Origin of the sequence: Tolypothrix sp. PCC 7601 (assembly GCF_025677855.1) — a bacterium.
In the GTDB taxonomy this organism is placed as follows: domain Bacteria; phylum Cyanobacteriota; class Cyanobacteriia; order Cyanobacteriales; family Nostocaceae; genus Aulosira; species Aulosira diplosiphon.
Genome location: NZ_CP064879.1, coordinates 3,046,353 through 3,068,800, shown reverse-complemented (window position 1 = coordinate 3,068,800; position 22,448 = coordinate 3,046,353). Strand labels below are relative to the sequence as shown.

Genomic DNA, 22,448 nt, shown 5'->3' with positions numbered 1-22,448 from the left:
GCGATATAGGGCGGGCGTTGTAGAAATACCTCGCGCCCTCATCCCCTAACCCCTTCTCCCGCAGGAGAAGGGGAACTAAATCTCTTGCTCCCCTCGCCCTGTGGGAGAGGGGCTGGGGGTGAGGGCGAAACCTTGCACAAGAACGGGTTTCACGTTAAGTTGACACGTATGAGCATTACTAAACCCTCTACGCACTCCGAACTCAGCACTCAGAACTAAGAAAGAGCTATGCTAATTACCTTGCGCCCTTGGCGATTGAGTTGTTGTAAAAGATTCGATAACTGATCGAATGGGACAACTACTTCGCTAATGCTTTGGCGAATGCGTGGTGAGTTGGGAGAAGCAGCTTGTGTGGTACGAATCCGATAGGTATTACCACCACGATTTCCTGTTGATACGCCAGTTAAGGAGCCAGCATCAGCAGGATAAATGGGGGATACTAAATTTTTTGCTAAATCCCAGGTTAATTGTCCTTTGGATTTATTTTGGGCGCGATCGCTATTTGCATAGCCTCGATACAACTGAAAGAATCGGGGAAAGCCAGCAGTTTTTTGCCCGACCGTAGTTTGATAACCCCGGTAGTACGGTACTATAGAATCACCAAAGTTTTGTTGATACTCTACAGAATCAATGTAGGAATTAATCTCAGCTTCGTAACCTTGAGAAGTATAGATATCAACGTGGTAGGCAATTTCTGACTCATCGTAAGGCGCACGACCAAGCAAATGCTTGTAATTCAGTTCAATGAAGCGCACTTGCGAGTTGGAATAGAAGAATTTCTGGCGATACAGTTCGGATTGTGCGATCGCTCTCACAAAATCCCGCACAGAAATCTGCGCCTGTTGCAAAAGTGATTCTGCACTAGATAGCCGTTCACTTTCAAACAGATGCTCATTACCTAAAACTTGGCGATATGCAGACCAAATAACTGACCGTACTTCTTCTGCAGTTTTGACAAACCGCAATTCCACTTTGTCACTATCTGCAAACGGACGAACTCCCAATCTGCTTGCTTCTGTTAACGGTGCCATAATCTTATCTGTTCCTTATTTTCTAACCCGTTAAACTCGGTAAAAATTTTTTAAGTTACAGCTAAAAAATGGTCAACTTCGTAATCAGCACTTTAGTGCTTTAAATTAAAGGACTAAAGTCCTCATTTACAAAATTTGTTAATAAATTTTTTTTCACAATTAAGAAAAAGCCTTGCGTAATAAGATGAGAATTTATCTACCCAGACCACACAAGTATTTGAGTCAGCTGTATTTGACTGCTAATACATAATGAAATCTGTGTTTATAAATTTCTCAGCTTACTACACAAATGCTTGACGCTTTTGCAATTTGCAACTTTTTACGGCTGCAAACTTGATATTCAGTTGTTGTGGAACAGGATTAATGACTGCCAAAAATCATTTGGTAATACTATTCATTTGTATTGCATAATTACCAAAGGATTTTCATACCCATGTTACACAAAACTGAAAAGCTTTTTAGAACCCATAGCTGCGAATTGATCTGATTTATCAACCGACCATTTGCTGCTGTACTTAAATTGAGCTAACTTAGCTCAGAGCATTGATGATGTAATCAATGTAGGAGTTAGCTTCAACAGCAGGGTCGCCGCTTAAACCATGATTAGCTTTGATATATTTGAGAGCTTCAATGTACCAGCTAGGAGATAATTCAAAGGTACGGTTGATTTCAGCCAAACCACCAATCAAATAATCATCGATTGGGCCTGTACCACCAACAACTAAACCGTAAGTAACAATCCGCAGGTAATAGCCGATATCACGCACGCACTTATCTTTTCCGGTTTGAGTAGAAGCGTAGTTAGGGCCAGATGTGGTGGTGGTGTAGGGGAATTTTTGGTACACAGCATTAGCTGCAGCTTCAGCAAGGCTAGAAGCTTTTTTAGATAATGCTTTTGCTGCTTCTAAGCTAGAACCTGCTTGGCGAAAACGACCAAATGCAACTTGGAGTTCGGTGCTGCTTAAGAAACGGCCTTGGGAATCAGCAGATACAACTGCTTCAGTTAATGGTGTTTTAGTCATTGGAAGAACTTCTCCTAATTGCTTTTACAAAAAATTTGTTGAATAGACTTCTTGCAAAAATTGCTGTTTCAAATCAATTTTGTTTTTATGCAAGAGGCCTAAAAGTGTTTTGATGTTTAGGCAACTGCTGCTGCTGCGCGATCGAAATAACCAGAAACTTCTGCAATCAAGCTGCTGCAATCACCACGGGTAATTCCATTGGGATCGTTAGCGATCGCGATTGAAGATTCTTTGAGCTTTTGAATACCAACCGCAACAGAAGCACCAGGAGTACCCAATGCCAAATAGGTTTCCCGCAAGCCATTCAGCGCGCGATCATCTAGAACGCTAGCATCGCCAGCAAAAATCGCATAGGTAACGTAGCGAAGGATGATTTCCAAATCCCGTACACAAGCTGCTGCACGACGGCTAGTATAAGCATTTCCACCAGGCGCAATCAGTTGAGGTTGTTCAGCGAACAATGAACGAGCTGCGTTAGCCACAATGGAAGATGCATTGCTAGAAATCCGGTTAACAACGTCAACGCGCTTGTTACCTTCTTTAACTAAGTTGATGAGAGCATCTAACTGACCATCACTTAGATATTCGCCTCTTGCATCAGCTTGGGAAACAACCTTGGAAAATGCATCTTGCACCATAGTGTGATTCTCCTAAATTTTGATTAATTGAGTAATTAATTGATGAGGGGTTAAGTGAAAAATGAAGCATTCAGCTTTTATTGTTTTATGACCGCTTCATCATGTTTCAAAAAAGTCAAATTTGTTTTGATTGAAACATAGATTTTAGCGTAAAGGCTGAAAATACTTTCATTTTTCCTAGAAAGATTTTCAGTTATTTAAATCAAGTATTTAGACCTAAAAAATTAGAGTCTTTATTTACTTGATTTTCCCTCTCAACCCTTACAAATTATTTTTATAATGCTTCGCTGGCATTTTTTATTAAGAAATGTTTCATGATTATTCTAATAGGTATAATCAATTTTTCGATAATTATATTTTTAATATTTTATATTGATTGAAAATCATTTACTTGAAAATAATTTTATAAATTAAAATCTTCAAAATCTTGCAAATAAAGAATTTGGTTAATTAATGTTGTTTTTAATTAGTAAATTAATTAAATAAAATTTTGCTATATTTTTATGGCAAAAATACTATTGTTGTCCCATTATTTTGTGAAACAATAATCTTTACCTATAAAAAAAGTGTTAGTAAACACAAAAATAAGAATGAAAAAGGAATCATAATCACATTTTTTCTTAGAAAATTTACAAATTGTAATAAAAAACAGTATTTTAGGCAAACAACGTTTGAAGATAATCAATTTACATAGAATTCCCCCTTGGGAACGGGAGAATTAACTACTATAAACACACATTAAAAACGTGGGTTTCCCTAGCATAGAAATATAGGTGCTGAGATTATGGTCATGTCACGCCCAAGTTGTCTGTTACGAGTCGTGATGCGTAAAGCCTCCGGTGGTGAGAAACCGGGAGATATAAGCGAATATGCAAAATTTATTGGCTATGCTGCTGATAAAACGCAAATACGTTTTATAAACTAAATTTTGCATACATATTTGTATTAAAATGGCTGGTAGCGTAGTGAAAAGTTAAAGCCATTATCTTGGAGCGAACTACCGCGATCGCTTGTGACAATCAATGGTAAACCATAGTCTGCACGCAATAGTAAACCACTAATAGGTTGCCACTGTAACCCTAATCCTAAGCTAGCAAGGGTTTGTGGATCGGGGTTGCGATCGCGATTGTTCCAAACGGTACCAATATCAAAAAATGGCAATAACTGTAGGGTTTCGACATTGGATGTCAGGGGAATCCGAACTTCAACCCCTCCAACTACCCCATTGTCAGCAACAAGTTGATTTTGACGATAACCACGCACTGTCTCAACTCCCCCAATGCTAATTTTTTCAAGCGTCAGTAAAGAATCAGGTGTAAGTTGAGTGTTAATTTTGGCCAGCATCAAGACGCGGGGAGACAGCCGTTGTACCCATTGAAATTGTCCCACCCACGAGAAAAAACGCCCATCAGTACCGCTATCATTGATAGTTGCATCTATGGCATCAATCCCAAAACTAAATTGCGATCGCGCCGCTAAAACAGTATTAGCATTACGTTGTAACCAGTCTTGGGAAAAGCGAATCACCGTCACTCTGGATTTCCCATCTTCGGGGCCTTCGGTAAAAGAGAAGGGAATATCATTGAGTATGAAGGTTTGACTACGCCGTAAATCGAATGCGAGAGAGAGAGCAAATTCGCTGTTCGGGGTATAGATTAACGGTTGACGGACATTAAAAGAAAGAGTTTCGGCTTCGCTGTTAATATTCAAATCACGAAATTCGCTTTCGATAATGCGGCTACCACTGTTGCTGTAGCGAACAGCAATACTTCCATCTAAGGCGTTAAAGGGAATAGAATAACTGAGATTGTAAATATCTAAACCTTCAGTAATGCCATATTCAGCACTGAATTGATCTCCAAACCCTAATAAATTATCGTGAGCAATAACAACACTACCTTGTTCTGAACCAACGCTAGCTGATTGATTATTTGCAAAGATAACTCCTGCATGGAATGCTGGTGATTCAGTAATTTTCACCTGTAAAATATTGCTTCCAGAAGTGCTACCTGCGGTTAACTCAGCATTAACTCTTGCAATCGCTGGGTCAAGTTGTAATAATTGCAACGCTGTTTCCAGACTTTTTTGATTCAAGGGTTTGCCTGCAAAGCGTCGAATCCGGGAACGCACATATGCAAGTTGCAATCTTTTTAACCCGGAAATTACAATTCCCTCCAGTTCACCTTCCACCACTTGGATTTGCACCACACCATTAGCGACATTTTGATTGTTGGGAATAAATGCGCCACTAGTGATGTAGCCGTTTTTAACATATAGTTCAGTGATTTGCGATCGCAGCTGTAATAACTGCTCAAATGTAATTTTTTGATTCTCTAAAGGTTGTTTTAACTTAAAAATTTCATCCTTTAAAACAGAAGAGCCGCTAACTTGGATTTCTTTGACAAAGAAAGTCTCGCCACTCGGAAAAATTGTGTCGGGTAGTTTGTCTTGTGGAGATGATGGAAGTATCGGGACAGTTGGTGTAGATGGTGTAGGAGAAAGAGGCTTCGGCGTTGCTTGGGGTAGAGTTTCTTCCACTTTCCCTGGAGTATCGGGGGGAATTGTTACACCTGATGGGGGTCTCGATTGTGCAAAAGTTGCTATCGAAGTGATACTAATGAAAGCAAGTAACGTTAAAAATAGCGTTTGAATCCGCAGGTAAAAACCCATTGTTTATCTATGAAACGTTGAAGTTTTTATACAAGATTAATATTCATTAAAATACCACAATATTTGCTTAATAATTACATAAATATATAATTTTCAAACCATAATTCAGCGATTTTAGTAATACTTGATAGATTTCTGAGAAAATAAAAAGCCATTTTTAGCAGTAATCCTTGCTAGAAAATGGCTTTTTGAAACTGTCAAGGCATCAATTACTCTGTAAGAACTGTACAGATACAGCAGATTTGATGTTTATGAGGTACAGCAACTAATTGAAAAAAGGGCGTTGCATATTTGCGGGATGAATTCAAAATTTTGAGCAACGCTAAAAGTCTGTTCTTTGGGCCTTTGCGTCTTTGCGTCATGTAAAAATCATCCCATCAATCAGCAACGCCTTGAAAAAAGTAATGAGTAATAAATTAATTTCCTACTCATTACTCATTACTCATTACTCATTACTCATTACTCATTACTCATTACTCATTACTCATTACTCATTACTCATTACTCATGATGTACCTCACATACTTCAAAAGTACTGTATGCCCTTGTTTGGATAGTAGAGAGGCTAATAATGATTGTTTTTCATATGTCTCAGTTATGATTAGAAGATTAAAGAGTTTGATGTTTATTTTTTCCTAGTAAGTATAGCCCACAAGAAGTTTAACACTGTCTTCTTCTGCACAATATTTCTGAAAGGCTTTCTCAAAATCTGTGAATTCTGATTCAGGTAGTACAATGCAGCCCATACTTCCCGGTACATTTGCATCTTTATGAATCAGCAAGTCAGAACGGGTTCCTCCATCAATAGTTTTGACTTCAAAGGGTGAAATAGGGTAAGCATTGCCTTCTACACCTTTAACATTTCTCAGATCTACCGGCTTCACTGCAACAGAGTAAAAAGGCAGTGGAGGATTTAATTCATGAGTAGCAGGAATTACACCACCGCGAATATTCCAATCTTTTACCCCTTGTTTATCCGCAGTGCTACTTGTAGCCACCCATCTACCCACAATTCCTTTAGAGTCATCTACGAGAAATAATCTACCTCTATTTAGTTGTGAGGTTTCATCTAATGGCATTGTAAAAAATAAAAGCATATTGTTCCTTCTGTTTATTTCTAGAGAATTTGCTGATGAAGTTGATGGGTACACTTATAGATGTCTACCCCACAACACATAGACAAATCAAATCTGCGCTTCACTCGACTGAGAACATCTAAAAAACGCCTTGATCCGTGATATTTCCGACTGGGTTGTAGTGACAGACTAAGACATCGTTACCATTGCCACTTGCTAAACCACACCCAACTTCGGTTGTATTTCTCCACATAACTTGAGTGTAATGAGCCACATCCATCCAATTGCCGGTATTAGATACATTGGGGAAAGCAGCGTTACTGAAATACTGCTTTTCATCACCCCACATATCTACTAGCTGCGTGACAGAAAAGAAGCCAGTACTCCCTTGCGCTAGGTTTTCTCCAGAACGACTATGTTGCAATGTTCCTGTGTCCGCCAAATGATTTGCCCACTGTTGAGCACTTACTGCTAAATTTTCTGACCATTGCAGTGGAGGAACCCCTACTTCAGCTCTGTACCTATTATGAGCTGCCAAAATTTCTTGAATTTGAGCGTTCTGTGTGCCTTGTCTGCTTGAATCCCATATATCGTTACTACCTGATGCCCATAAAGCATTATCCACAGTTTCAGTTTGAGAATCCGCTCGATAAACTACTAGATTACCGTCATCTTGAATCTTGAAAAATGCTCCAGGGTTGTTCCATGTATCACTAGCCCATTTTGGAGAACCTGAACTATCATAAAGAACCAAGTTTCCATCAGTTTGCATGATCAACTCACGCGGTTGAATTCCCCAAGTATTCGTTGCCCAAAGAGGTTGAGAATTGCCATTATAAAGCACAACATTGCCATCAGATTGCATAATAAACCTGTGCATCTGATTATTTGATTGCAGACTTTGTCCTGGGTATAGACTTTGTCCAGGAAAAAGAGTTGTCATATTGCCTCCAAAGTATCAAGTAGAAGGAATTGGTGATTAGGGATTGTGTAGGGAATTGTGTTTTATCTACAGCAAATTTTGAAATGCTTTTCTAGTCTTCGGTAGAGAGGTATCTCTGAGATACATTAGCAGATTAAACTATTAATAATTCCTGCAAAATTGGGCGTAATAATTGATTGAATTATGCCCAATTTTGAAAGACTGCAATAATTCAGATCTGACTATGTATTAGCAATACAATCTCCATTCTCAATATGTGCCCAGACGTGGTTAACTCGATTAGGGTCAAAACCTCCTCCGAGATCGCCTGTAGCCTTTAATTGTTGGAAAAGGTTTCTACAGTATCCGTTACCTTCTATTTGAGTCATTGATTTTATCCGCTCATTATGATGGAAAGGATGCTCGTGGGCAGCATAAGCTAGTGCAGGTATAGCAGCACTTACAGCTAAGGTTGAACTAACAAAAATTAGAGCTAGTTTGTTTTTCATAGATTGCTGAGAAGTAGTAGACATAATTTTCTATGTGGAAGGATAGAGTCTTGAGAAAAAGCGATATTTTAGCTTGTTGACTAAATCTTCTGCTCTTTCTTAATAGCAATAATATTCTTTGTTAATTGCTTAAGCAGCGACCTTTTCTGCTTGTTTAATTACAGAATTATTACCTAGTGCATACATGAAAGCGATCGCACCATTGCAGAAAAATGCATAATGAATGCACAAATAGCACAATGACAACCGTCATTATGCTATTTGCTAGCTTGGCTAAATCTGCAATATTTCCGTTCGAGACTATTTATAAAGTAAATCTTAAGTAGGGGAGCCACTGGGCAGGCAGGTTTCCCAGGCGACTGGCTCCCCTACAGACAGATAAATTCTTTGTAGGGGCACGGCATCCACAATCTTTTGGCATATCAAATATCTTATTGGTGCCGTGCCCCTACCTACCCATCTGTTGCGTTCTTTTTTCAAAATAGTATTACGTTATAAATAACCTCTTAACTACAAGCCCGACTTAACAGTAATTGTCCATCAGGTAATCGATATAATCCTTGTGGTTCAATGATGGGGTCGCCTTTTTTCCAAGGACGAGATGTCGATTCAACACCACGTACATCACCAGTTGAATAGGTAGAAATTAAAGCATCACCTGGACTATTGCGTAAAGCACCAGAACCTGTGATGGTAAAAGAGTTTTCTTGCCGCTTGCTGCCCCGTGCAATGCAGCTATTGGCAATCAGCGTATTTGTATCAATTACATTTGGTGATAATTGGCTGAAGCTGTTTTGAATCGAACTGTTATCGGGTTGATTGAGATTGATTACACCCGAAATGCCTTGTTCGGAAGTGGCAGTAATATCACTTAGATCGGTTGGTTTTGCACGGGACTCGATACCGAAGATGTCTTGGGCGTTGATTTGGATGTTTCCACCTTTTCCAGTGAAGGCATTGGCGCTAATGTCACTATTTTCGTTGGGAATTGCTACGATGAACTTGCCAGATTGCATTTTAAGTGGGTTGAACCCCAAATTAGTAGGCGAACTCCTCGAGGATCATAGTGTCACGTTTAAGAATACTGGATTTTTAAGTTCCATAATTTTAGATGGCAAAACTGGGATATTGTTACAGTTACCCAATCAAGCAACCAAATTTAAATGGATTGAAGACCCCAATCAACTAGGTACAAACAAAATAGTTAGTAGTGAAACTCTAGAGAAAAAAATTGCCGAGTTTCGCAAAGGGCTAGTTAGCAAAGCAGAGATTAACTACGATACCACAATTGCCGCACAGCTTTATGATTGGATAATTCGCCCTTTTGCTGAAGATATCAAATCACAGAAAGTCAAAACCCTAGTATTTATTCAAGATGGCTTCTTGCGTAGCGTACCAATGGCAGCACTTTATGACAGCCAACAACAGAAATATTTAATCGAAACCTACGCCGTTGCTACAACACCCAGTTTACGAGTTACTCAGCCAACAATACGCGATCGCAGTAAACAACAAGCGTTAATTTTGGGTTTAACTCAAGCAGCCACAATCGACGGTAAGACTTTTGAACGGCTTTTGGCTGTTCCCAGTGAAGTCAGCGCTGTTGCAAGTATCTTCCCCGATCGTACCCCCCTGATTGACGATAACTTTATCCCCGAAAGTTTTCAGCAGCAGTTGGAAAAAACCCCATATTCTCTTATTCACATAGCTAGTCATGCTCAATTTGGCATCATTCCAGAAGACACCTTTATTGTCACAGGGAAAAACCAAAAACTTACTATTAGTCAATTAGAAACATCTCTGCGAAACCTCAACAGCAAATCAGATAGCGTTGATCTACTAACACTCAGCGCCTGTGAAACCGCATTGGGCGACGACCGTGCCACACTAGGATTAGCTGGAGTTGCATTGCAGGTTGGGGTGAAAAGTGCGATCGCATCTTTGTGGAGTGTCACCGATGAATCGACATCCGAAATGGTCAAAACACTTTACACATAATTTACACTCTCTGGAATGGTAGTAAATGTGTTTTTAGGAAGTGATTGAGAGTTAATGACAGTAAATTCTGCATGGTTAATAATTGTGTTGTTATTGCAGGTAATGGCAATTTGCCATAAATAGCTTTTACCTACTATGAGTTCAGGGTAATTGAGGGGAAGTTTTAGCTGATTAATTCCCACTATTGTAGGTATTTCTTGAACTTTACCAATTTGTTTGACACTTTTTGCTGAATCAAATTCAAACAGTCGAAATTGCACATTTTGAGAAGTTGATATATACCAAACAAAGATTGGGCGTGTAGAAGCAGTTTTCCCAATAAATGTCTGCGGTGCAAGCTGCGTTAGAGACTATTATTTGAACATCCACGTGAACCACCTGCACGACTATTACCGCTAGCTGGTTTGCGATCGCGTGGCTTAAACTCTGCAAATGCGGGGAATGTCGTCATCAAGAAAAGCACTCCCACAACTAAGCTTGTAAGTCTGCGGCTATTTCGCCAATGATCATATCTCATAGTGCTGTTGTTGATTTTATAGTTATCTAACAGTGCAAACGCACTAGAATACGCGAAAAAAACTAAAATCAGGGCTGTTTAGTCACTACAGATAGAGTTTTCCATTTTTCGGAAAAAATTCTCATACCATCGAATATTTGGTTGAAATCTAGTGATTATTCTTTGAATGGTATACAGAATCAGTACATTTGTACGTCATTTTTGCCTGTTCCCTGTGAAGATTTCGCTGGCTGGATGAGTAATTTTTACAACACCGACAAGGATTGTTAGACAATACTTGTCGGTTAAGGGGAAAAGGGGCAAGAAAAAACCTTTAACCCTTACCCTTTCATCTTTTCTCCAAACCAAATTCCGAGTTGACAATCTTTAACCGAGTAGTATTGGATTTAAAATATTTAGTTTGCTGTAAAATATCAAATTTAAAATCTTTTCATAGGAGTCCAACTCAGTTCGCAGATAGTTCCGCGAGGAGAAAGCGATTCCCTCCGAAACTCGCCTCCTAATTGTTTGGCTAGTATTTTAGAATTTCTTGTACCTTTACTTTCTAACTTTGATTGAATTCCTGAACCATTATCTTTGACCGACAACTTGTATTTATTCGCACTATATATACCTGATGCTTGAACGCGTTTTACTCCTTGAGCATGTTTACCAACATTACATAAAGCTTCTTCTAAAAATAGACATATTCTCCGTTTATCTTCTCGAGTTAAATACTTGTCATCAATCGGTTCAAAATTGCGGATTTTAACTTTTATGGTTTTAAAATTTTCAAAGTCTTGACGTTCTAAAGTACTAGAATAAACTTCATATAATAAATCGTGGAGTGGTCTATTTAATTCAAGTATTAATCCACCACCCAACCGTAAACTCTCTTCTTTTGTTAATGCTTCGAGTTTCAGAAATTCACCAATTTCTCGAATTTCTTTATCAAGCTTTTCAAATTGTCCAACTAATTGTTCGTAGGGAATATCTTGAGCGCGTAGATGTTTTAATCCATAGGCAAGAGTTTGCAAAGGGCCATTATGAATTATGGTGAAAGTATGTTGGATTGTATTTTGACGTTCGCTAATTTGCGATCGCAAGAATCGATCATGCTGGTAAAACGCAAAAGCACTCAAACCAAGCCCATTCAACGCTAATATTAGTAAATTAGGTGCTACAGGAATCCAAATACCCCACACCCATAGCATCACATATCCACAGCTAAACAGACAAAGTACAGCTACAGCAACACTCAGTAGATTTTTCCACACAGATTGAGTCAACCTGCCAATCACCATCGGCAGAAAACCCCAAATGAATATCCATGAGTACTCTCCTATATCAACCCAACTGTGCAACATAGGACGACCATCAATTACAGTACTCAGGACTTGACTGATGACATGAGCGTGATAGTCAATGCCGTAAATTACACCTCTTAATTCTAATTTTTGCACAGCAGAGGTATAAAACAAATCACCTGCGCTCATATTGCGATTGCCAACCAACACAATGCGATCGCGCAACAATTTCCCATCAACTTTATTATTGAGAACATCTTGTAGCGACACAACAATAAAAGGTTGAGAATTATTGCGGAAGTTCATTAAAATTGACAATCCGCCATCATCAACATTGACGTATCCACCAAAATTCTTAGTAATGCGGGGTAATTCGACCCGATTAAACATGATTGTATTCGGGTCATTGATACCAGAGTCTATATTAATTCCCTTTTTTTTAAAGTACTTAATAATTAAACTTAGCGCCAGAGAATATTTGTCATCTGTTAAATTTTGAGGATTCGATGTATACAATAAATAGCGTCGATTTTTGCTATCTTCATCATTCACTAAATCAACAAATCCAATTCTTTGGGGAGGCAAACTTTGGGGTGGGGGAGTTTCTCCTGGTGATAATATTTTTTCAATCCCAATAATATTGCGAGTTTTCTGTAATACCTGTTTGAGTTGTTCACCACCAGGTTCCACAGGAACATTTTTAAAGATATCTAATCCAATTGCTAATGGTTGATAAGTTTCCAGTTTAGTAAGTAACTCGGCAATTTTTTCATCTGGAACCGGATATTGTCCAACCCATTGAATATCCTGTTCATCAATACCTACAATTACGACACGTTCATCGATTTTTTCTACCGGACGCAGACGTAACATAGTATCAAGGAGCATCCATTCTAAAGATTGCATTCCTCCAGCGATCCGGATCAATATCACTACAACCAGCACCATTATCCCAGGAGGTGCAGCCTGCGACCACAATCCCAATTCTTGGCGAATGCGATTCCAGATTCTCCTTTGCATCTTGTTTCCGGTTTAATCATCCATCATAATTAATCAATTAAACCTTCTTCACGGGCACGAACTTCGGTTTGGATTCGCATATTCTTACCGCTTTGCTTGCAGTCTTCGGGGTACACTCCCAACACATCCTGAATTTTCGTCCAGTAAGTGCGTACTGCTCGTTCTGATTTATACATTCGCTCGGCGATCGCTTTATCTGTCAAACTCTCTTCAAAAGCCAACCGCAACACCTCCAACCATTCGGGTTTGAGTTCGATACCTGTTTTGATGTCTTTGGTGTGAGTGCCACCTTGAAGTGCTAAATTAACTCGCATCAGCATTTGGGCTTCGGGTAATCCTTTATCTGCGATCGCAAACCCTGCTTGATGATTATCAATCTCGTGTTTAATCCGGATTAGCGCCTTTACATAACTAGTTTGCACCATGAAATTGCGATCGGGATGTTCCTTGAGCAATGTTTGCAACAGCTTAATTCCTGTATCAATTTCTGCTGTTTCCCCTTGCTGATTGGGAATCGACAAATCCATCATTATGATGTCAAAGTGTTGAGATTGAAGTAAAGTCAGTGTCTCTTTGGCTGTCTGAGCCTTCAGTATATTCGCTTCTGGATACTGTCTACTTAATACATCAAAAGTACCAGTCAAAATTAATTGATGGTCATCGACAACCAAAATATTCAGCTTTTTTTCCACTGGTAAATGCCCATAAAGTTGATGTTTTTCTAAGCTTACTACTGCCATTAAATTCTACCCATGTTAAATAAGGTGAAGTTTTTGGTTTAAGAATACAAATAAGTAACCACGCAAAATTAATTACAGTCATTGCGAGCGCAGCGTAAAGCCTTCGGCATAGCTTCGCTTAACGCGCAGCGTCTCGAAGAGAAGCAATCTCAACCCTTGCGATTGCTTCATTCCGCTCCGCTCCATTCGCAATGACATTTTGTAATTAATTTTGTTTAACTACTTATTGAAGTATGTGCTGATTTTAATTGAAGATAAAATTTTAATCTATGCACAAAAGTGCAAATCTAATACAGGATGCTTCTAATTGCACTTTTAGGGCCTTGGAATTGAGACTAAGAGTTGCCCCATTGTCGGTTAAGGGCAAAAGGGTAAGGGGAAGTTGTGGAGTAATACCAATTTGACAAAAGAATGCGACAGATTGTAGGAGCAAGGCAGTACCCATTGGTGTCAACTTAAAGTGAAACCCGCTCTTGTGCAAGGTTTCGCCCTCTCCCCCAGCCCCTCTCCCACGGGGAGAAGGGAGCCAGAGATTTAGTTCCCCTTCTCCTGCGGGAGAAGGGGTTAGGGGATGAGGGCGCGAGGTATTTGTACAACGCCCGCCCTATATCGCTTTTAGCTTAATTTGACACCAATGGGAACTGCCTTGCCCTCTAGAATATCATTGATGTCTCGCAAACATTATTTGATTAGGTATTACATAGCTTTAGCACCAGTACTAATCAAGCGCTTAAATAAACCTTCTGACCAGCCTGTTTCCTTCAAAACCGCAGATGAAGATACTTCTATATAAGCTTGTTCAATAAAAGCTAAGTCAATCATACACATACGACCGAGAGCATCTTTGAGATCTGCGCTTTTACCATCGTTTGTTAAACGTTTACCTACTTCGTAGATGACAGTCGCCATTGCAGGAACAACGTGTTGCGGGCCAATACCAATACGGACGTGAATGAGACCAATCTTCCACCGTCTTTCGGCGTAAGCATCCCCCCAGTTATCCATACCTGTAAACATTTCGTGAAACCATTGAATAAAGGTTTCCCGGAGGCGATGTATGCGACCACTGCCATCATGTAAAATCGCACTCATTTCCGGATCGCGTTCCAAGTAATCATAGAAATATTCAGCCATCTTTGGTGCTATTTCTAAACCCCAATCTGCCTGTGATTTGAGTAATTCTTTGTCCTCAGGGATCAAGCCAACACGCCGTTCTAAGATGGAGAAAAATGTATGTGGATCTAAGGTCATAGTTGAGCTTTCCTAACAATACGCAAAAAATTAGTGTTGGCTGGCGATTAAAAAGAAAGTAAATTACAGCACTTTTGAAGTAAGTGAGGTACATCATGAGTAATGAATAATGAGTAATGAGTAATGAGTAGGAAATTTACTTATTACTCATTACTTTTTTCAATTAGTTACTGTACTTCATAAATATCGCATCTGCTGTATTTAGTTTTACTTTGTAAATCGTAAATTTATCGCAGAAATTTGTTTTGGTTTTTGGATAACATCCGAAAACCAGAATGTTAGCTATATTTTGCTGGTAATTAACTAATTAAAGGTGCAATTTGAGCAACAGCACGTTTGATTTCTAGAAATAACAAGCCTTGTTTGACGGCAGCATTGGCTAATACCAATAAAACTGCATCAGGGCCACAGCTAACTACAATACCAAAGCCTTTTTCCCCTTCCACAACAATCCGGTCAATAGTGCCGCGCACTAATTCGCTACCAATACGTTCACCTAAAGAAAGCATTGCTGCTGACATAGCAGCAGTACGGTCTTCATCCATTTCTGCTGGTAGTACAGAAGCTAAAGCTAAACCATCAGGGCTAACTAAAGCTGCACCTTGAATGTTAGATGTTCCACTGACAAAGTTTTGGAGAACTTCTTGTAACATTGAAATATTAATCATGCTTTCTTCCTCAGTAATTATTGCTAAAGCTGGTTGATTAATTGCCAATGAATTGTTTTGTGAATCTATTGGCAAGTTGGCAGTTGTATCTGCAATCAAAAACATTTTGATAAACGTTCTTGGGAGGAGCCTGAGAATATTTCCCAAATGCATCAATGCTCATCTGCTTACTACAAAATGGATGTTTAAATTATTTGGGGGATGATGAGATTTAAAGCCTCTATAATTGAAGCTTTTTGAGTAGGATTCACCACAGTTAAAGGTGGTTGGTGATTTAAATTTTGCAATCCTAAAGCGATCGCTATTTTTTCCGGTTCCACAGTTCGGGGACAATCAGTATGAGTTAACCCTATCAGTATTGGAATCTGCACCCTTTGGTTAACGAAATCGAGAATCTGAGTCCCATAATGGAAATGTTCTGGGCGATGAGCATCCACAAGCAGGATGCAAGCTTGAACCTGACGAATCAGGATGTCCCACATAAAATCAAATCTGGGTTCTCCTGGTGTGCCATAAAGGTGAATTACTTGATTTGGTACTAGTGTGAGCAGCCCAAAATCCAACGCTACCGTAGTTTTAGTCTTCAGTAGCGCTAATTCATCTGTGCTGTTTTTATCGGTATCAACGGCCTCAATTTCACTAATAGTGCGAATCAAGCTCGTTTTCCCTGCACCTACGCTCCCTGCGATCGCAATGCGTAGGATTTCCATTTAAACCTCCGCAAGGATATTACTTTCCTAGCTACTAGGAAACGTTGGGACAGTTGAGATAATTGCAAATCTGTTTTCTATGAAGGTAAGGCAACAGGCATTACCCACAATGAATTTTAGGAATGCAAATAGACTCTGCGAGTACATCAGTAGTTTTCTTCTACTTTGAGAATTATGTCAGTAAATATTTATCCTCAGTGATGCAATTTACAAAGCAATTGCACCAGATATTTGCACCCTAAATTTTTGATATCCGTATAATAACGGATTTTACACTAGTATTATTTTCATTTTCAAACATTAAACTATTAAATTTTCTTATTTTGGCTATATATAAATGAATATACTCATCATTAATTCTTTATATTCTGCAGTATTTAGTTACTTTACAAGAATAAACAGTAATTACCAGTATTTAGCTGCTTTTATCTCTTTTTATGTAGCTTAAGCAAGTGTTGTCGCTTGATGACGCGTCTAATTGTTTCAGTATTCAGATATGTAAAAAAATCAAGAAATGTAAATTTATATTTTAGTTTCATCAAATATATGCTGTTAAGCAATGTAACTCCAATTACAAATTAGTGAGTTTTTGAATTAGCTGCCCTGGAAGCGAGCAAAATACCACACAATTATTCTGTAGAGAAATTTTGTTTGGATTTACAATTAATTACTGCTCATGAAGGCGATTTGGAGTTTGTGCTTGGTTGCTTGTTTCTGCTTTAGCTGGAGTGGAAACGCTGTTGCGGGGGAATTATCTCAAAGACTAGCAAATTTTCCCCAGTGGGAAAAATTAACTTCTGTGCAACCAGCCGTGGGGGATTTAGCTTATCCTGAGTGGATGGGAGGTTCTTGGCAAGTTACAAGTACATTGGTGAATTTAGTAGCACCTTTAGCACCAGATATTGTTACACCCGGATTTGAAGCTAATCGTCAACAACTCAATCAGCCTGTGAGTTTTCTGGTAAGATTTATTAGAGAAAATTTACCTGTTGCTCACTTAAAAATACTTCCGCAGATAGATGATAGTAAATCAACCACTTTTATAGCCGATAGAGCATTTAATAGTTTGAATTTGGCACGAGCTTATTTAGGTGATGCAGCAGTACTCTCAGTAAAAGTAGATCCAGATTCACCGAATCGTCAGATTACTTTATTACGTGGAGAACGGCAACTAGTTTCCATCGTCACAGCAAGGGCGACAGAAACTACATCTGATGGTAAATTCATCACTACAGAAGTTTTTCAACAACTGTTTAAAGGTGGTTCTCGTCCTTATTTCAATTCTGTAGAATCTACAACTTCCTATCACAAACTTTCTCCATCTAATCCAGCAATCGAAGCCGATCAAGTAACTGCTGTTTACCTATCACCTCAAGATCCAGATTACTTTACCGCAGGCTCAAAGCCAGTTGCTCTTTACCGTTATCGCCTAGAGTTTTCTCCCATTTAATAACTAAATCCTCCCTAAGAATGATTTCATGTTGTTGCTCTTGACTACATTGTAACATAAATGTAGTATAAAGATTCCAAGCTCAAGCTTACGCCCTTGGAAAGAGTGCATCATGACCAAATTTAGAGATATTCTGCATTACTTTCGTCCCTACTGGGGGCTGAGTATATTCAGTATTACAGCATCCAGCATTTACGAAATTATTGATTTGGTTGTACCTTATGCCATTGGACAAATTTTAAACATCTTATCTAGTCAACCATTAGATAAACCACTGGCAGATGCGATCGCCAATTTTTCCAACCTAATTAATTACCCAGTTAATAACAATCTATCTTTAGGTGTATTGCTGGGGATAATTTTTGTTGTAACTGTTGTGAGAGCGCCTACCCAGCCTTGGTTAACTAGTTGGTTTCATTGGGATATAGCATTAAGAGCGCGTCGAGAACAAACTCAAACAGCAATTGCTAAAATTCTCACTCTCCCACTAGAATTTTATGATGAAAATAACCCTGGACGTATTGCCGGTAGAGTAGCTAGAGGTCTTACGAATCACACTTGGACATATCCCGAAATTGCCGGTCAGTTAATTCCTAAACTGCTGCGAGTGCTGGGAATCTTTGTATTTATCATGTTAATTGATTGGCGGATTGCGACTTTATATCTAATTTCTTTTGTAATTATTCTGTGGTTCAGTTTGAAAGATTTACAAAGAATAATTGGGTATGAAAGCCGCCTAGATAAGTACATGGAAAATACCGAAAGTCGCACTTCTGAACTCATCACCAATATTAAAACGGTGAAAGCATTTGCCACGGAAGCAGAAGAACTCAAGCGACAACAGCAACGCTTAACTAGGGAACTGAAAGTAGTAGATTATCGCATCCACAAAGGTTACGTAAATCTGCTAACTTGGCAAAAAACTGTAATTCAGTTTTGCGTATTTACCATTTTGGGTTTAACTTTAGCAGCCACAGTAGGCGGAAAGATTTCTCTTGGTCATTTTGTGATGACTTTAACTCTTTCCAGCATGGCTTATGCTGAATTAGAACCGATTAGCAACCTCGCAGAAGTGTTTGCGCGGCGCTATTCTTCGATGATCCGGTTTCACGAATTTTTGCGCGAGCCAGTTGGTGCTGAAGCAAAGAGTTTGTTAGCTGAAACTAGCGAAAGAGAATTGCCTTATCAATTTACCGGCAAAATCGAATTATCCCATGTCACTTTTGGCTATAGTGCCAACCGTCTAGTTCTACAAGATATCAACTTATTAATTGAGCCATACCAAACAATAGCCTTAGTTGGTCGTTCTGGTTCTGGTAAATCGACCTTAGTCAAGCTGTTGTTACGCTATTTTGACCCGCAACAAGGCCAAATTCTGATTGATGGTCAAGATATTCGCACATTAGATGTAGGTAATTACAGACGCAGACTAGCGATCGTTCATCAAGAAGTAGATATCTTCAACGGCACTGTGTTAGATAATCTCACCTATGGTAGACCAAATGCCACTTTGGAGGAGGTTAAGGAAGCCTGTAGGATTGCCAGAGTTGATGAAGTCGTACAACACCTACCCCAAGGTTATTACACCGTAGTTGGGGAACGTGGTGTGAGATTATCTGGTGGACAAAGACAGCGCTTAGGAATTGCCAGAGCCTTGCTAGTAGAACCAGACGTGCTGGTTTTTGACGAAGCAACCTCCAGCCTAGATTACGAGTCTGAGCGTTCCATTCAGTTGGCGATGCGATCAATTCAAGGTACTCGCACCACAATTATCATTGCTCACCGCCTAAGTACAGTGCGAGAAGCCGATAAAATTGTCGTTCTCGATGCGGGAAGAATTGTAGAAGTGGGTAGCCACGAAGAACTGTTGCGCCAAGAAGGTATTTATCGCCGCTTGCATTCCTTGCAAGAAACAGGCGAACTCCTGAGTTAGTTTAAAGGCGGTGGTAGCCACCACCGCTATTTTTTCAGGGATTCCCAAAAATCAATACCCATTCCTGGCTCGATATGACTGTTTCTCCACCTACTCGTAGTAGTCTGCCAAAGTCTTTTTGACAGGCGGGGGAAAGGTGAAGGGGAAAAGGGTAAAGGCTTTAAACCCTTCCCGACACCTGTCAATATTTGTGTGTTGAACTAGTAGAGACGCGATCAATCCCATCTCTACCCAGATCCCCTGCTGTCAAGGCGAGGAAATATTTTTTATTTATTATTCCCTAACCCCTTGCCATTTATAAAAATTGGCGCTACTATTATAAATCGTGAGACAAATGGGTCGGTGTCCGAGTGGTTAATGGAGACGGACTGTAAATCCGTTGGTTTACGCCTACGCTGGTTCAAATCCAGCCCGGCCCACCACTTCACAGGTAGGAGTTATAATCTCTGAGAGATTGGTAAAGCTCACAAGATTATAGCTCTTAACTCAAAATCAAAGTTAAGTTTGCCCGTGTGGCTCAGTGGTAGAGCACACCCTTGGTAAGGGTGAGGTCACGAGTTCAATCCTCGTCACGGGCTTTTTATTCCAATCTATCTAACTTTGTCTCCTGTTGTCAATTACTGCACTATTTGTCCGTGTTGACAAATTTCTATTACTGAGAATGACTTGTTCACTGACCAAATAAAGGCTGCTCTTAACACATTAAATGTCATTATTGCTGAGTTTATTTACTAATTTCTCAAGTCAAAAGATTGGACTCGTGACCTCTTTTAACCCACCTTTTAATTTATGAAAGGGAACAGGGAATAGGGAACAGGGAATAGGCAACGGGCAACTCTTAAAACTAAGCCACCCACAAGGGGGAGCCAGTCTCGTGGGCGGGTTTCCCACGCCAGTCCGCACAACGGGGGGAACCCCCGCAAGCGGCTGGCTCGACTTGAGAGAACTGGCGTTGGGGTTTCAACCAACAAGCGCGATACAAGGATTATTTCGCCCACAATTCCACTCGGCTTAAAACCAAGATCCGGGCTACTTTTTTCTTCTGTTCCCTCTTGCCTGTTCCCGCCCCGTTGGCGTAGCCTCTCCGCAGGAGAAGGGGCTGGTAAATAAGAACTTTCAAACCGCCTCAAGCTGGGAAACTCTTTCGGATGAATCCTTCAGATGCTTTACTGCACGTGTGGCTGCACTCACCGCCCAAGCAACTGGCTTCCCTACGGAATTCCAAAAATCAAATATGAATCCTATGGCTTTAGCACAGATGCGTTAGCGATAGCGTAACGCATCCTACGTGCTTCAAAAATCAAATATGAATCCTATTTCAAACTAATGTTATTAAATACCGACAGAAGGTAGCTGGCCTTGTAATAAATCAAATTTAGATTGAGTGCAACTAGCACAGTTGCAACCAGCTTGCTCGAGAATTGAATGAGATGCTGCAGCCATTTTGGGCGCTACTAATTCAGAACTTGGTTGTGCAGATACTACTAAGGTGACTTGTGTAGTAGATGCAGATTGTAGGCTGGAAGCTTGTGCTGGATTAGCTACCCACAGAATAGAGGCTAGAAAAACAGGAAAGGCAAGCAACATCAATTTGATTAAGTTCATAAATTCGCAAATACAGACTACTTTTGATAGAGAATAGTTAAACCGAGATTACTACAATCAATGACTGGTAAATTTCTCAATTGTTGCCTAGATTTCAGCATCAAAGCTAAAGTCTTTGGTTATACAAATTAAACCTGTTTAGACAGGCTTGATAGTAATCCAATTATGAAATAAACCTTTGATAAGATAGATTCTTATCGATACATGAGATTAGCATATCTAGGCTAAGACAAACACTTAAGTATTTTATTGTTTTGTATTACTTAATTTATACCTAAATGGTTAATCAGGCAATACTTTTGACCAAATCAGCAATTCTCCTTGTTCGCCGCCTGCTGCCAGATAATTACCTTGGGGATGCCAAGCTAGGCAAGAAAATCCTGCTGATACACCTGTAAGAATTTGACTAACTTCTTGGGCGTTATCCCATAGACATAGCCAGCCATCAGCGGCGGCGGAAGCCAAAAGGAAGCTGTTTGGTGCAAATGCGATCGCACATATTACTTCTACATGATTAGTTAAAACTCGTGCTTCCCAACCAAGGGAATCATCTTCTAACTTTTCCCAAACTACAATACCTTCGACGCTGGAGGAGGCTAAAATTGGCGCGCCTAATTGAGTGGTAGCTTCTGACCATGCTAATTGGCGAATTTTACCAGGAAAGCCGCGCATTACCCAAGGGTCAGGGTTACCCCACTCCAAAACGGTGACGCTGCGATCCATGTTGCCAGAAGCTAGGAATTTGCTATCGGGTGACCATGCCATAGCTACACTCACAGTAGGCATGGATAAGATGTATGGTTCATCATCCCAGTCTTGAGTTTGCCAAATTTTGACTCCCTGATAACCGCTAATGGCTAAGTATTGCCCATCCTTGCGCCAGTCAATCCCCAAGACTGAAGAGTTATCGAAATTTAGGGTAACGACAATATCATTAGTCTCTGCATCCCAAACTTGCACATAACGCCCCAAACTAAACGCTAGTTGGTTACTAGTGTGGTTCCAAGCCAGTTTATCAACCCATGCAGGGGCATTTTCTAAGGTGGTAATTAATTCGTTATCTTGCCAAATTTTTACCTGTCCATCCTGTCCGCCAATAGCTAAGAAATTGCCATCTGGGGAAAAGGCGATGCAGTCTGCTGATTTACCATTCGCAGCTTGCAAGGTAATTAAATCAGCATCATTCCACATTATCACCTCCCCAGCCGCAGAAGTTGCCGCTAAGTTTTTACCATCAGGCGACCAAGCGATCGCAGTGACATAATCTGCAAGTAGTCCCGAAGAGTATTCTTCAAATTCCTGGGTTTTGGTGGTTGTGGGGTTCATAGGTTAGGTATTGGGGAACTCGGGGCCCCCTCTGGGGATAAGGGGTAATGGGGATTGGGGAAAGGGAAAGGGGGAA

The 22,448-nt window shown here is 39.9% G+C and carries 21 protein-coding genes and 2 tRNA genes; 6 read left to right on the top strand and 17 right to left on the bottom strand.

What is annotated here, in order from left to right; genetic code table 11:
* Positions 1 to 215: 215 nt before the first annotated feature.
* The 3 genes from HG267_RS12810 to HG267_RS12800 all read right to left on the bottom strand — a co-directional run bounded on the left by HG267_RS12810 (position 216) and on the right by HG267_RS12800 (position 2,691).
* Positions 216 to 1,031: a phycobilisome linker polypeptide gene (locus HG267_RS12810; protein WP_045869315.1), complete on the bottom strand. Its 816-nt coding sequence runs from the start codon at positions 1,029 to 1,031 to the stop codon at positions 216 to 218.
* 530 nt (positions 1,032 to 1,561) lie between these two features.
* Positions 1,562 to 2,053 (bottom strand): phycocyanin subunit alpha, encoded by a 492-nt coding sequence (gene cpcA / locus HG267_RS12805; protein ID WP_045869314.1) that lies wholly within the window; start codon positions 2,051 to 2,053, stop codon positions 1,562 to 1,564.
* 116 nt (positions 2,054 to 2,169) lie between these two features.
* Complete coding sequence (locus HG267_RS12800) at positions 2,170 to 2,691, bottom strand: phycocyanin subunit beta (protein ID WP_228045309.1); 522 nt, start codon at positions 2,689 to 2,691, stop codon at positions 2,170 to 2,172.
* A 790-nt stretch (positions 2,692 to 3,481) separates the two neighbouring features.
* On the opposite strand from HG267_RS12800, the gene HG267_RS12795 reads away from it, so the two are divergent.
* On the top strand, positions 3,482 to 3,616 hold the full coding sequence (locus HG267_RS12795; RefSeq protein ID WP_255525094.1) for a hypothetical protein: 135 nt from the start codon (positions 3,482 to 3,484) through the stop codon (positions 3,614 to 3,616).
* Positions 3,617 to 3,636: 20 nt separating this feature from the next.
* Here HG267_RS12795 and HG267_RS12790 read toward each other — a convergent pair whose 3' ends face one another.
* The 5 genes from HG267_RS12790 to HG267_RS12770 all read right to left on the bottom strand — a co-directional run bounded on the left by HG267_RS12790 (position 3,637) and on the right by HG267_RS12770 (position 8,884).
* Positions 3,637 to 5,361: a ShlB/FhaC/HecB family hemolysin secretion/activation protein gene (locus HG267_RS12790; protein WP_045869313.1), complete on the bottom strand. Its 1,725-nt coding sequence runs from the start codon at positions 5,359 to 5,361 to the stop codon at positions 3,637 to 3,639.
* Between the two features lie 635 nt (positions 5,362 to 5,996).
* Complete coding sequence (locus tag HG267_RS12785) at positions 5,997 to 6,458, bottom strand: hypothetical protein (protein WP_045869312.1); 462 nt, start codon at positions 6,456 to 6,458, stop codon at positions 5,997 to 5,999.
* Positions 6,459 to 6,576: 118 nt separating this feature from the next.
* Entirely contained in the window at positions 6,577 to 7,380 is an 804-nt protein-coding gene (locus HG267_RS12780; protein ID WP_081583948.1) for a CAP domain-containing protein, read from the bottom strand.
* Between the two features lie 221 nt (positions 7,381 to 7,601).
* Positions 7,602 to 7,892 carry a hypothetical protein gene (locus tag HG267_RS12775; protein WP_155539100.1) on the bottom strand — a complete coding sequence of 97 codons (291 nt, stop codon included), beginning with the start codon at positions 7,890 to 7,892 and terminating at the stop codon, positions 7,602 to 7,604.
* Positions 7,893 to 8,374: 482 nt separating this feature from the next.
* The gene (locus HG267_RS12770; RefSeq protein ID WP_045869310.1) at positions 8,375 to 8,884 is read right to left on the bottom strand and encodes an S-layer family protein; all 510 of its coding nucleotides are present in this window, start codon (positions 8,882 to 8,884) and stop codon (positions 8,375 to 8,377) included.
* Here HG267_RS12770 and HG267_RS12765 point away from each other — a divergent pair.
* Positions 8,865 to 9,866, top strand: coding sequence for a CHAT domain-containing protein (locus tag HG267_RS12765; protein WP_228045311.1), 1,002 nt, complete (start codon positions 8,865 to 8,867; stop codon positions 9,864 to 9,866). The genes HG267_RS12770 and HG267_RS12765 overlap by 20 nt on opposite strands.
* Here HG267_RS12765 and HG267_RS12760 read toward each other — a convergent pair.
* The 7 genes from HG267_RS12760 to HG267_RS12730 all read right to left on the bottom strand — a co-directional run bounded on the left by HG267_RS12760 (position 9,857) and on the right by HG267_RS12730 (position 16,058).
* Positions 9,857 to 10,159 (bottom strand): DUF928 domain-containing protein, encoded by a 303-nt coding sequence (locus HG267_RS12760; RefSeq protein WP_235623034.1) that lies wholly within the window; start codon positions 10,157 to 10,159, stop codon positions 9,857 to 9,859. The genes HG267_RS12765 and HG267_RS12760 overlap by 10 nt on opposite strands.
* A gap of 50 nt (positions 10,160 to 10,209) precedes the next feature.
* Positions 10,210 to 10,383: a hypothetical protein gene (locus tag HG267_RS12755; protein ID WP_228045313.1), complete on the bottom strand. Its 174-nt coding sequence runs from the start codon at positions 10,381 to 10,383 to the stop codon at positions 10,210 to 10,212.
* Positions 10,384 to 10,802: 419 nt separating this feature from the next.
* Positions 10,803 to 12,689, bottom strand: coding sequence for a CHASE2 domain-containing protein (locus tag HG267_RS12750; RefSeq protein ID WP_045869309.1), 1,887 nt, complete (start codon positions 12,687 to 12,689; stop codon positions 10,803 to 10,805).
* A 29-nt stretch (positions 12,690 to 12,718) separates the two neighbouring features.
* Complete coding sequence (locus HG267_RS12745; RefSeq protein WP_045869308.1) at positions 12,719 to 13,429, bottom strand: response regulator; 711 nt, start codon at positions 13,427 to 13,429, stop codon at positions 12,719 to 12,721.
* A 696-nt stretch (positions 13,430 to 14,125) separates the two neighbouring features.
* Complete coding sequence (locus HG267_RS12740) at positions 14,126 to 14,680, bottom strand: protoglobin domain-containing protein (RefSeq protein WP_045869307.1); 555 nt, start codon at positions 14,678 to 14,680, stop codon at positions 14,126 to 14,128.
* Positions 14,681 to 14,979: 299 nt separating this feature from the next.
* Positions 14,980 to 15,453: a roadblock/LC7 domain-containing protein gene (locus tag HG267_RS12735; protein ID WP_369792171.1), complete on the bottom strand. Its 474-nt coding sequence runs from the start codon at positions 15,451 to 15,453 to the stop codon at positions 14,980 to 14,982.
* A gap of 80 nt (positions 15,454 to 15,533) precedes the next feature.
* A complete protein-coding gene (locus HG267_RS12730; protein WP_045869306.1) occupies positions 15,534 to 16,058 on the bottom strand; it encodes a GTP-binding protein in 525 nt (174 codons plus the stop codon).
* 676 nt (positions 16,059 to 16,734) lie between these two features.
* Here HG267_RS12730 and HG267_RS12725 point away from each other — a divergent pair.
* The 4 genes from HG267_RS12725 to HG267_RS12710 all read left to right on the top strand — a co-directional run bounded on the left by HG267_RS12725 (position 16,735) and on the right by HG267_RS12710 (position 20,019).
* Positions 16,735 to 17,508 carry a DUF6816 family protein gene (locus tag HG267_RS12725; RefSeq protein ID WP_045869305.1) on the top strand — a complete coding sequence of 258 codons (774 nt, stop codon included), beginning with the start codon at positions 16,735 to 16,737 and terminating at the stop codon, positions 17,506 to 17,508.
* Positions 17,509 to 17,620: 112 nt separating this feature from the next.
* Complete coding sequence (locus HG267_RS12720) at positions 17,621 to 19,441, top strand: ABC transporter ATP-binding protein (RefSeq protein WP_045869304.1); 1,821 nt, start codon at positions 17,621 to 17,623, stop codon at positions 19,439 to 19,441.
* A 336-nt stretch (positions 19,442 to 19,777) separates the two neighbouring features.
* A tRNA-Tyr gene (locus HG267_RS12715) sits at positions 19,778 to 19,863 on the top strand.
* Positions 19,864 to 19,947: 84 nt separating this feature from the next.
* Positions 19,948 to 20,019 (top strand) — tRNA-Thr (locus HG267_RS12710).
* Positions 20,020 to 20,773: 754 nt separating this feature from the next.
* On the opposite strand, the gene HG267_RS12705 is transcribed toward HG267_RS12710, so the two are convergent.
* Positions 20,774 to 21,046, bottom strand: a complete 273-nt coding sequence (locus HG267_RS12705) for a hypothetical protein (protein ID WP_045869303.1) — start codon at positions 21,044 to 21,046, stop codon at positions 20,774 to 20,776.
* A 282-nt stretch (positions 21,047 to 21,328) separates the two neighbouring features.
* A complete protein-coding gene (locus tag HG267_RS12700; protein ID WP_045869302.1) occupies positions 21,329 to 22,372 on the bottom strand; it encodes a WD40 repeat domain-containing protein in 1,044 nt (347 codons plus the stop codon).
* Positions 22,373 to 22,448 lie beyond the last annotated feature (76 nt).

Bases quoted from the DNA above. Each gene is read 5' to 3' on its own strand.
- HG267_RS12810 (WP_045869315.1), bottom strand. From the start codon at position 1,031: ATGGCACCGTTAACAGAAGCAAGCAGATTGGGAGTTCGTCCGTTTGCA.
- cpcA (WP_045869314.1), bottom strand. From the start codon at position 2,053: ATGACTAAAACACCATTAACTGAAGCAGTTGTATCTGCTGATTCCCAA.
- HG267_RS12800 (WP_228045309.1), bottom strand. From the start codon at position 2,691: ATGGTGCAAGATGCATTTTCCAAGGTTGTTTCCCAAGCTGATGCAAGA.
- HG267_RS12795 (WP_255525094.1), top strand. From the start codon at position 3,482: ATGTCACGCCCAAGTTGTCTGTTACGAGTCGTGATGCGTAAAGCCTCC.
- HG267_RS12790 (WP_045869313.1), bottom strand. From the start codon at position 5,361: ATGGGTTTTTACCTGCGGATTCAAACGCTATTTTTAACGTTACTTGCT.
- HG267_RS12785 (WP_045869312.1), bottom strand. From the start codon at position 6,458: ATGCTTTTATTTTTTACAATGCCATTAGATGAAACCTCACAACTAAAT.
- HG267_RS12780 (WP_081583948.1), bottom strand. From the start codon at position 7,380: ATGACAACTCTTTTTCCTGGACAAAGTCTATACCCAGGACAAAGTCTG.
- HG267_RS12775 (WP_155539100.1), bottom strand. From the start codon at position 7,892: ATGTCTACTACTTCTCAGCAATCTATGAAAAACAAACTAGCTCTAATT.
- HG267_RS12765 (WP_228045311.1), top strand. From the start codon at position 8,865: ATGAACTTGCCAGATTGCATTTTAAGTGGGTTGAACCCCAAATTAGTA.
- HG267_RS12770 (WP_045869310.1), bottom strand. From the start codon at position 8,884: ATGCAATCTGGCAAGTTCATCGTAGCAATTCCCAACGAAAATAGTGAC.
- HG267_RS12755 (WP_228045313.1), bottom strand. From the start codon at position 10,383: ATGAGATATGATCATTGGCGAAATAGCCGCAGACTTACAAGCTTAGTT.
- HG267_RS12750 (WP_045869309.1), bottom strand. From the start codon at position 12,689: ATGCAAAGGAGAATCTGGAATCGCATTCGCCAAGAATTGGGATTGTGG.
- HG267_RS12745 (WP_045869308.1), bottom strand. From the start codon at position 13,429: ATGGCAGTAGTAAGCTTAGAAAAACATCAACTTTATGGGCATTTACCA.
- HG267_RS12740 (WP_045869307.1), bottom strand. From the start codon at position 14,680: ATGACCTTAGATCCACATACATTTTTCTCCATCTTAGAACGGCGTGTT.
- HG267_RS12735 (WP_369792171.1), bottom strand. From the start codon at position 15,453: ATGTTTTTGATTGCAGATACAACTGCCAACTTGCCAATAGATTCACAA.
- HG267_RS12730 (WP_045869306.1), bottom strand. From the start codon at position 16,058: ATGGAAATCCTACGCATTGCGATCGCAGGGAGCGTAGGTGCAGGGAAA.
- HG267_RS12725 (WP_045869305.1), top strand. From the start codon at position 16,735: ATGAAGGCGATTTGGAGTTTGTGCTTGGTTGCTTGTTTCTGCTTTAGC.
- HG267_RS12720 (WP_045869304.1), top strand. From the start codon at position 17,621: ATGACCAAATTTAGAGATATTCTGCATTACTTTCGTCCCTACTGGGGG.
- HG267_RS12705 (WP_045869303.1), bottom strand. From the start codon at position 21,046: ATGAACTTAATCAAATTGATGTTGCTTGCCTTTCCTGTTTTTCTAGCC.
- HG267_RS12700 (WP_045869302.1), bottom strand. From the start codon at position 22,372: ATGAACCCCACAACCACCAAAACCCAGGAATTTGAAGAATACTCTTCG.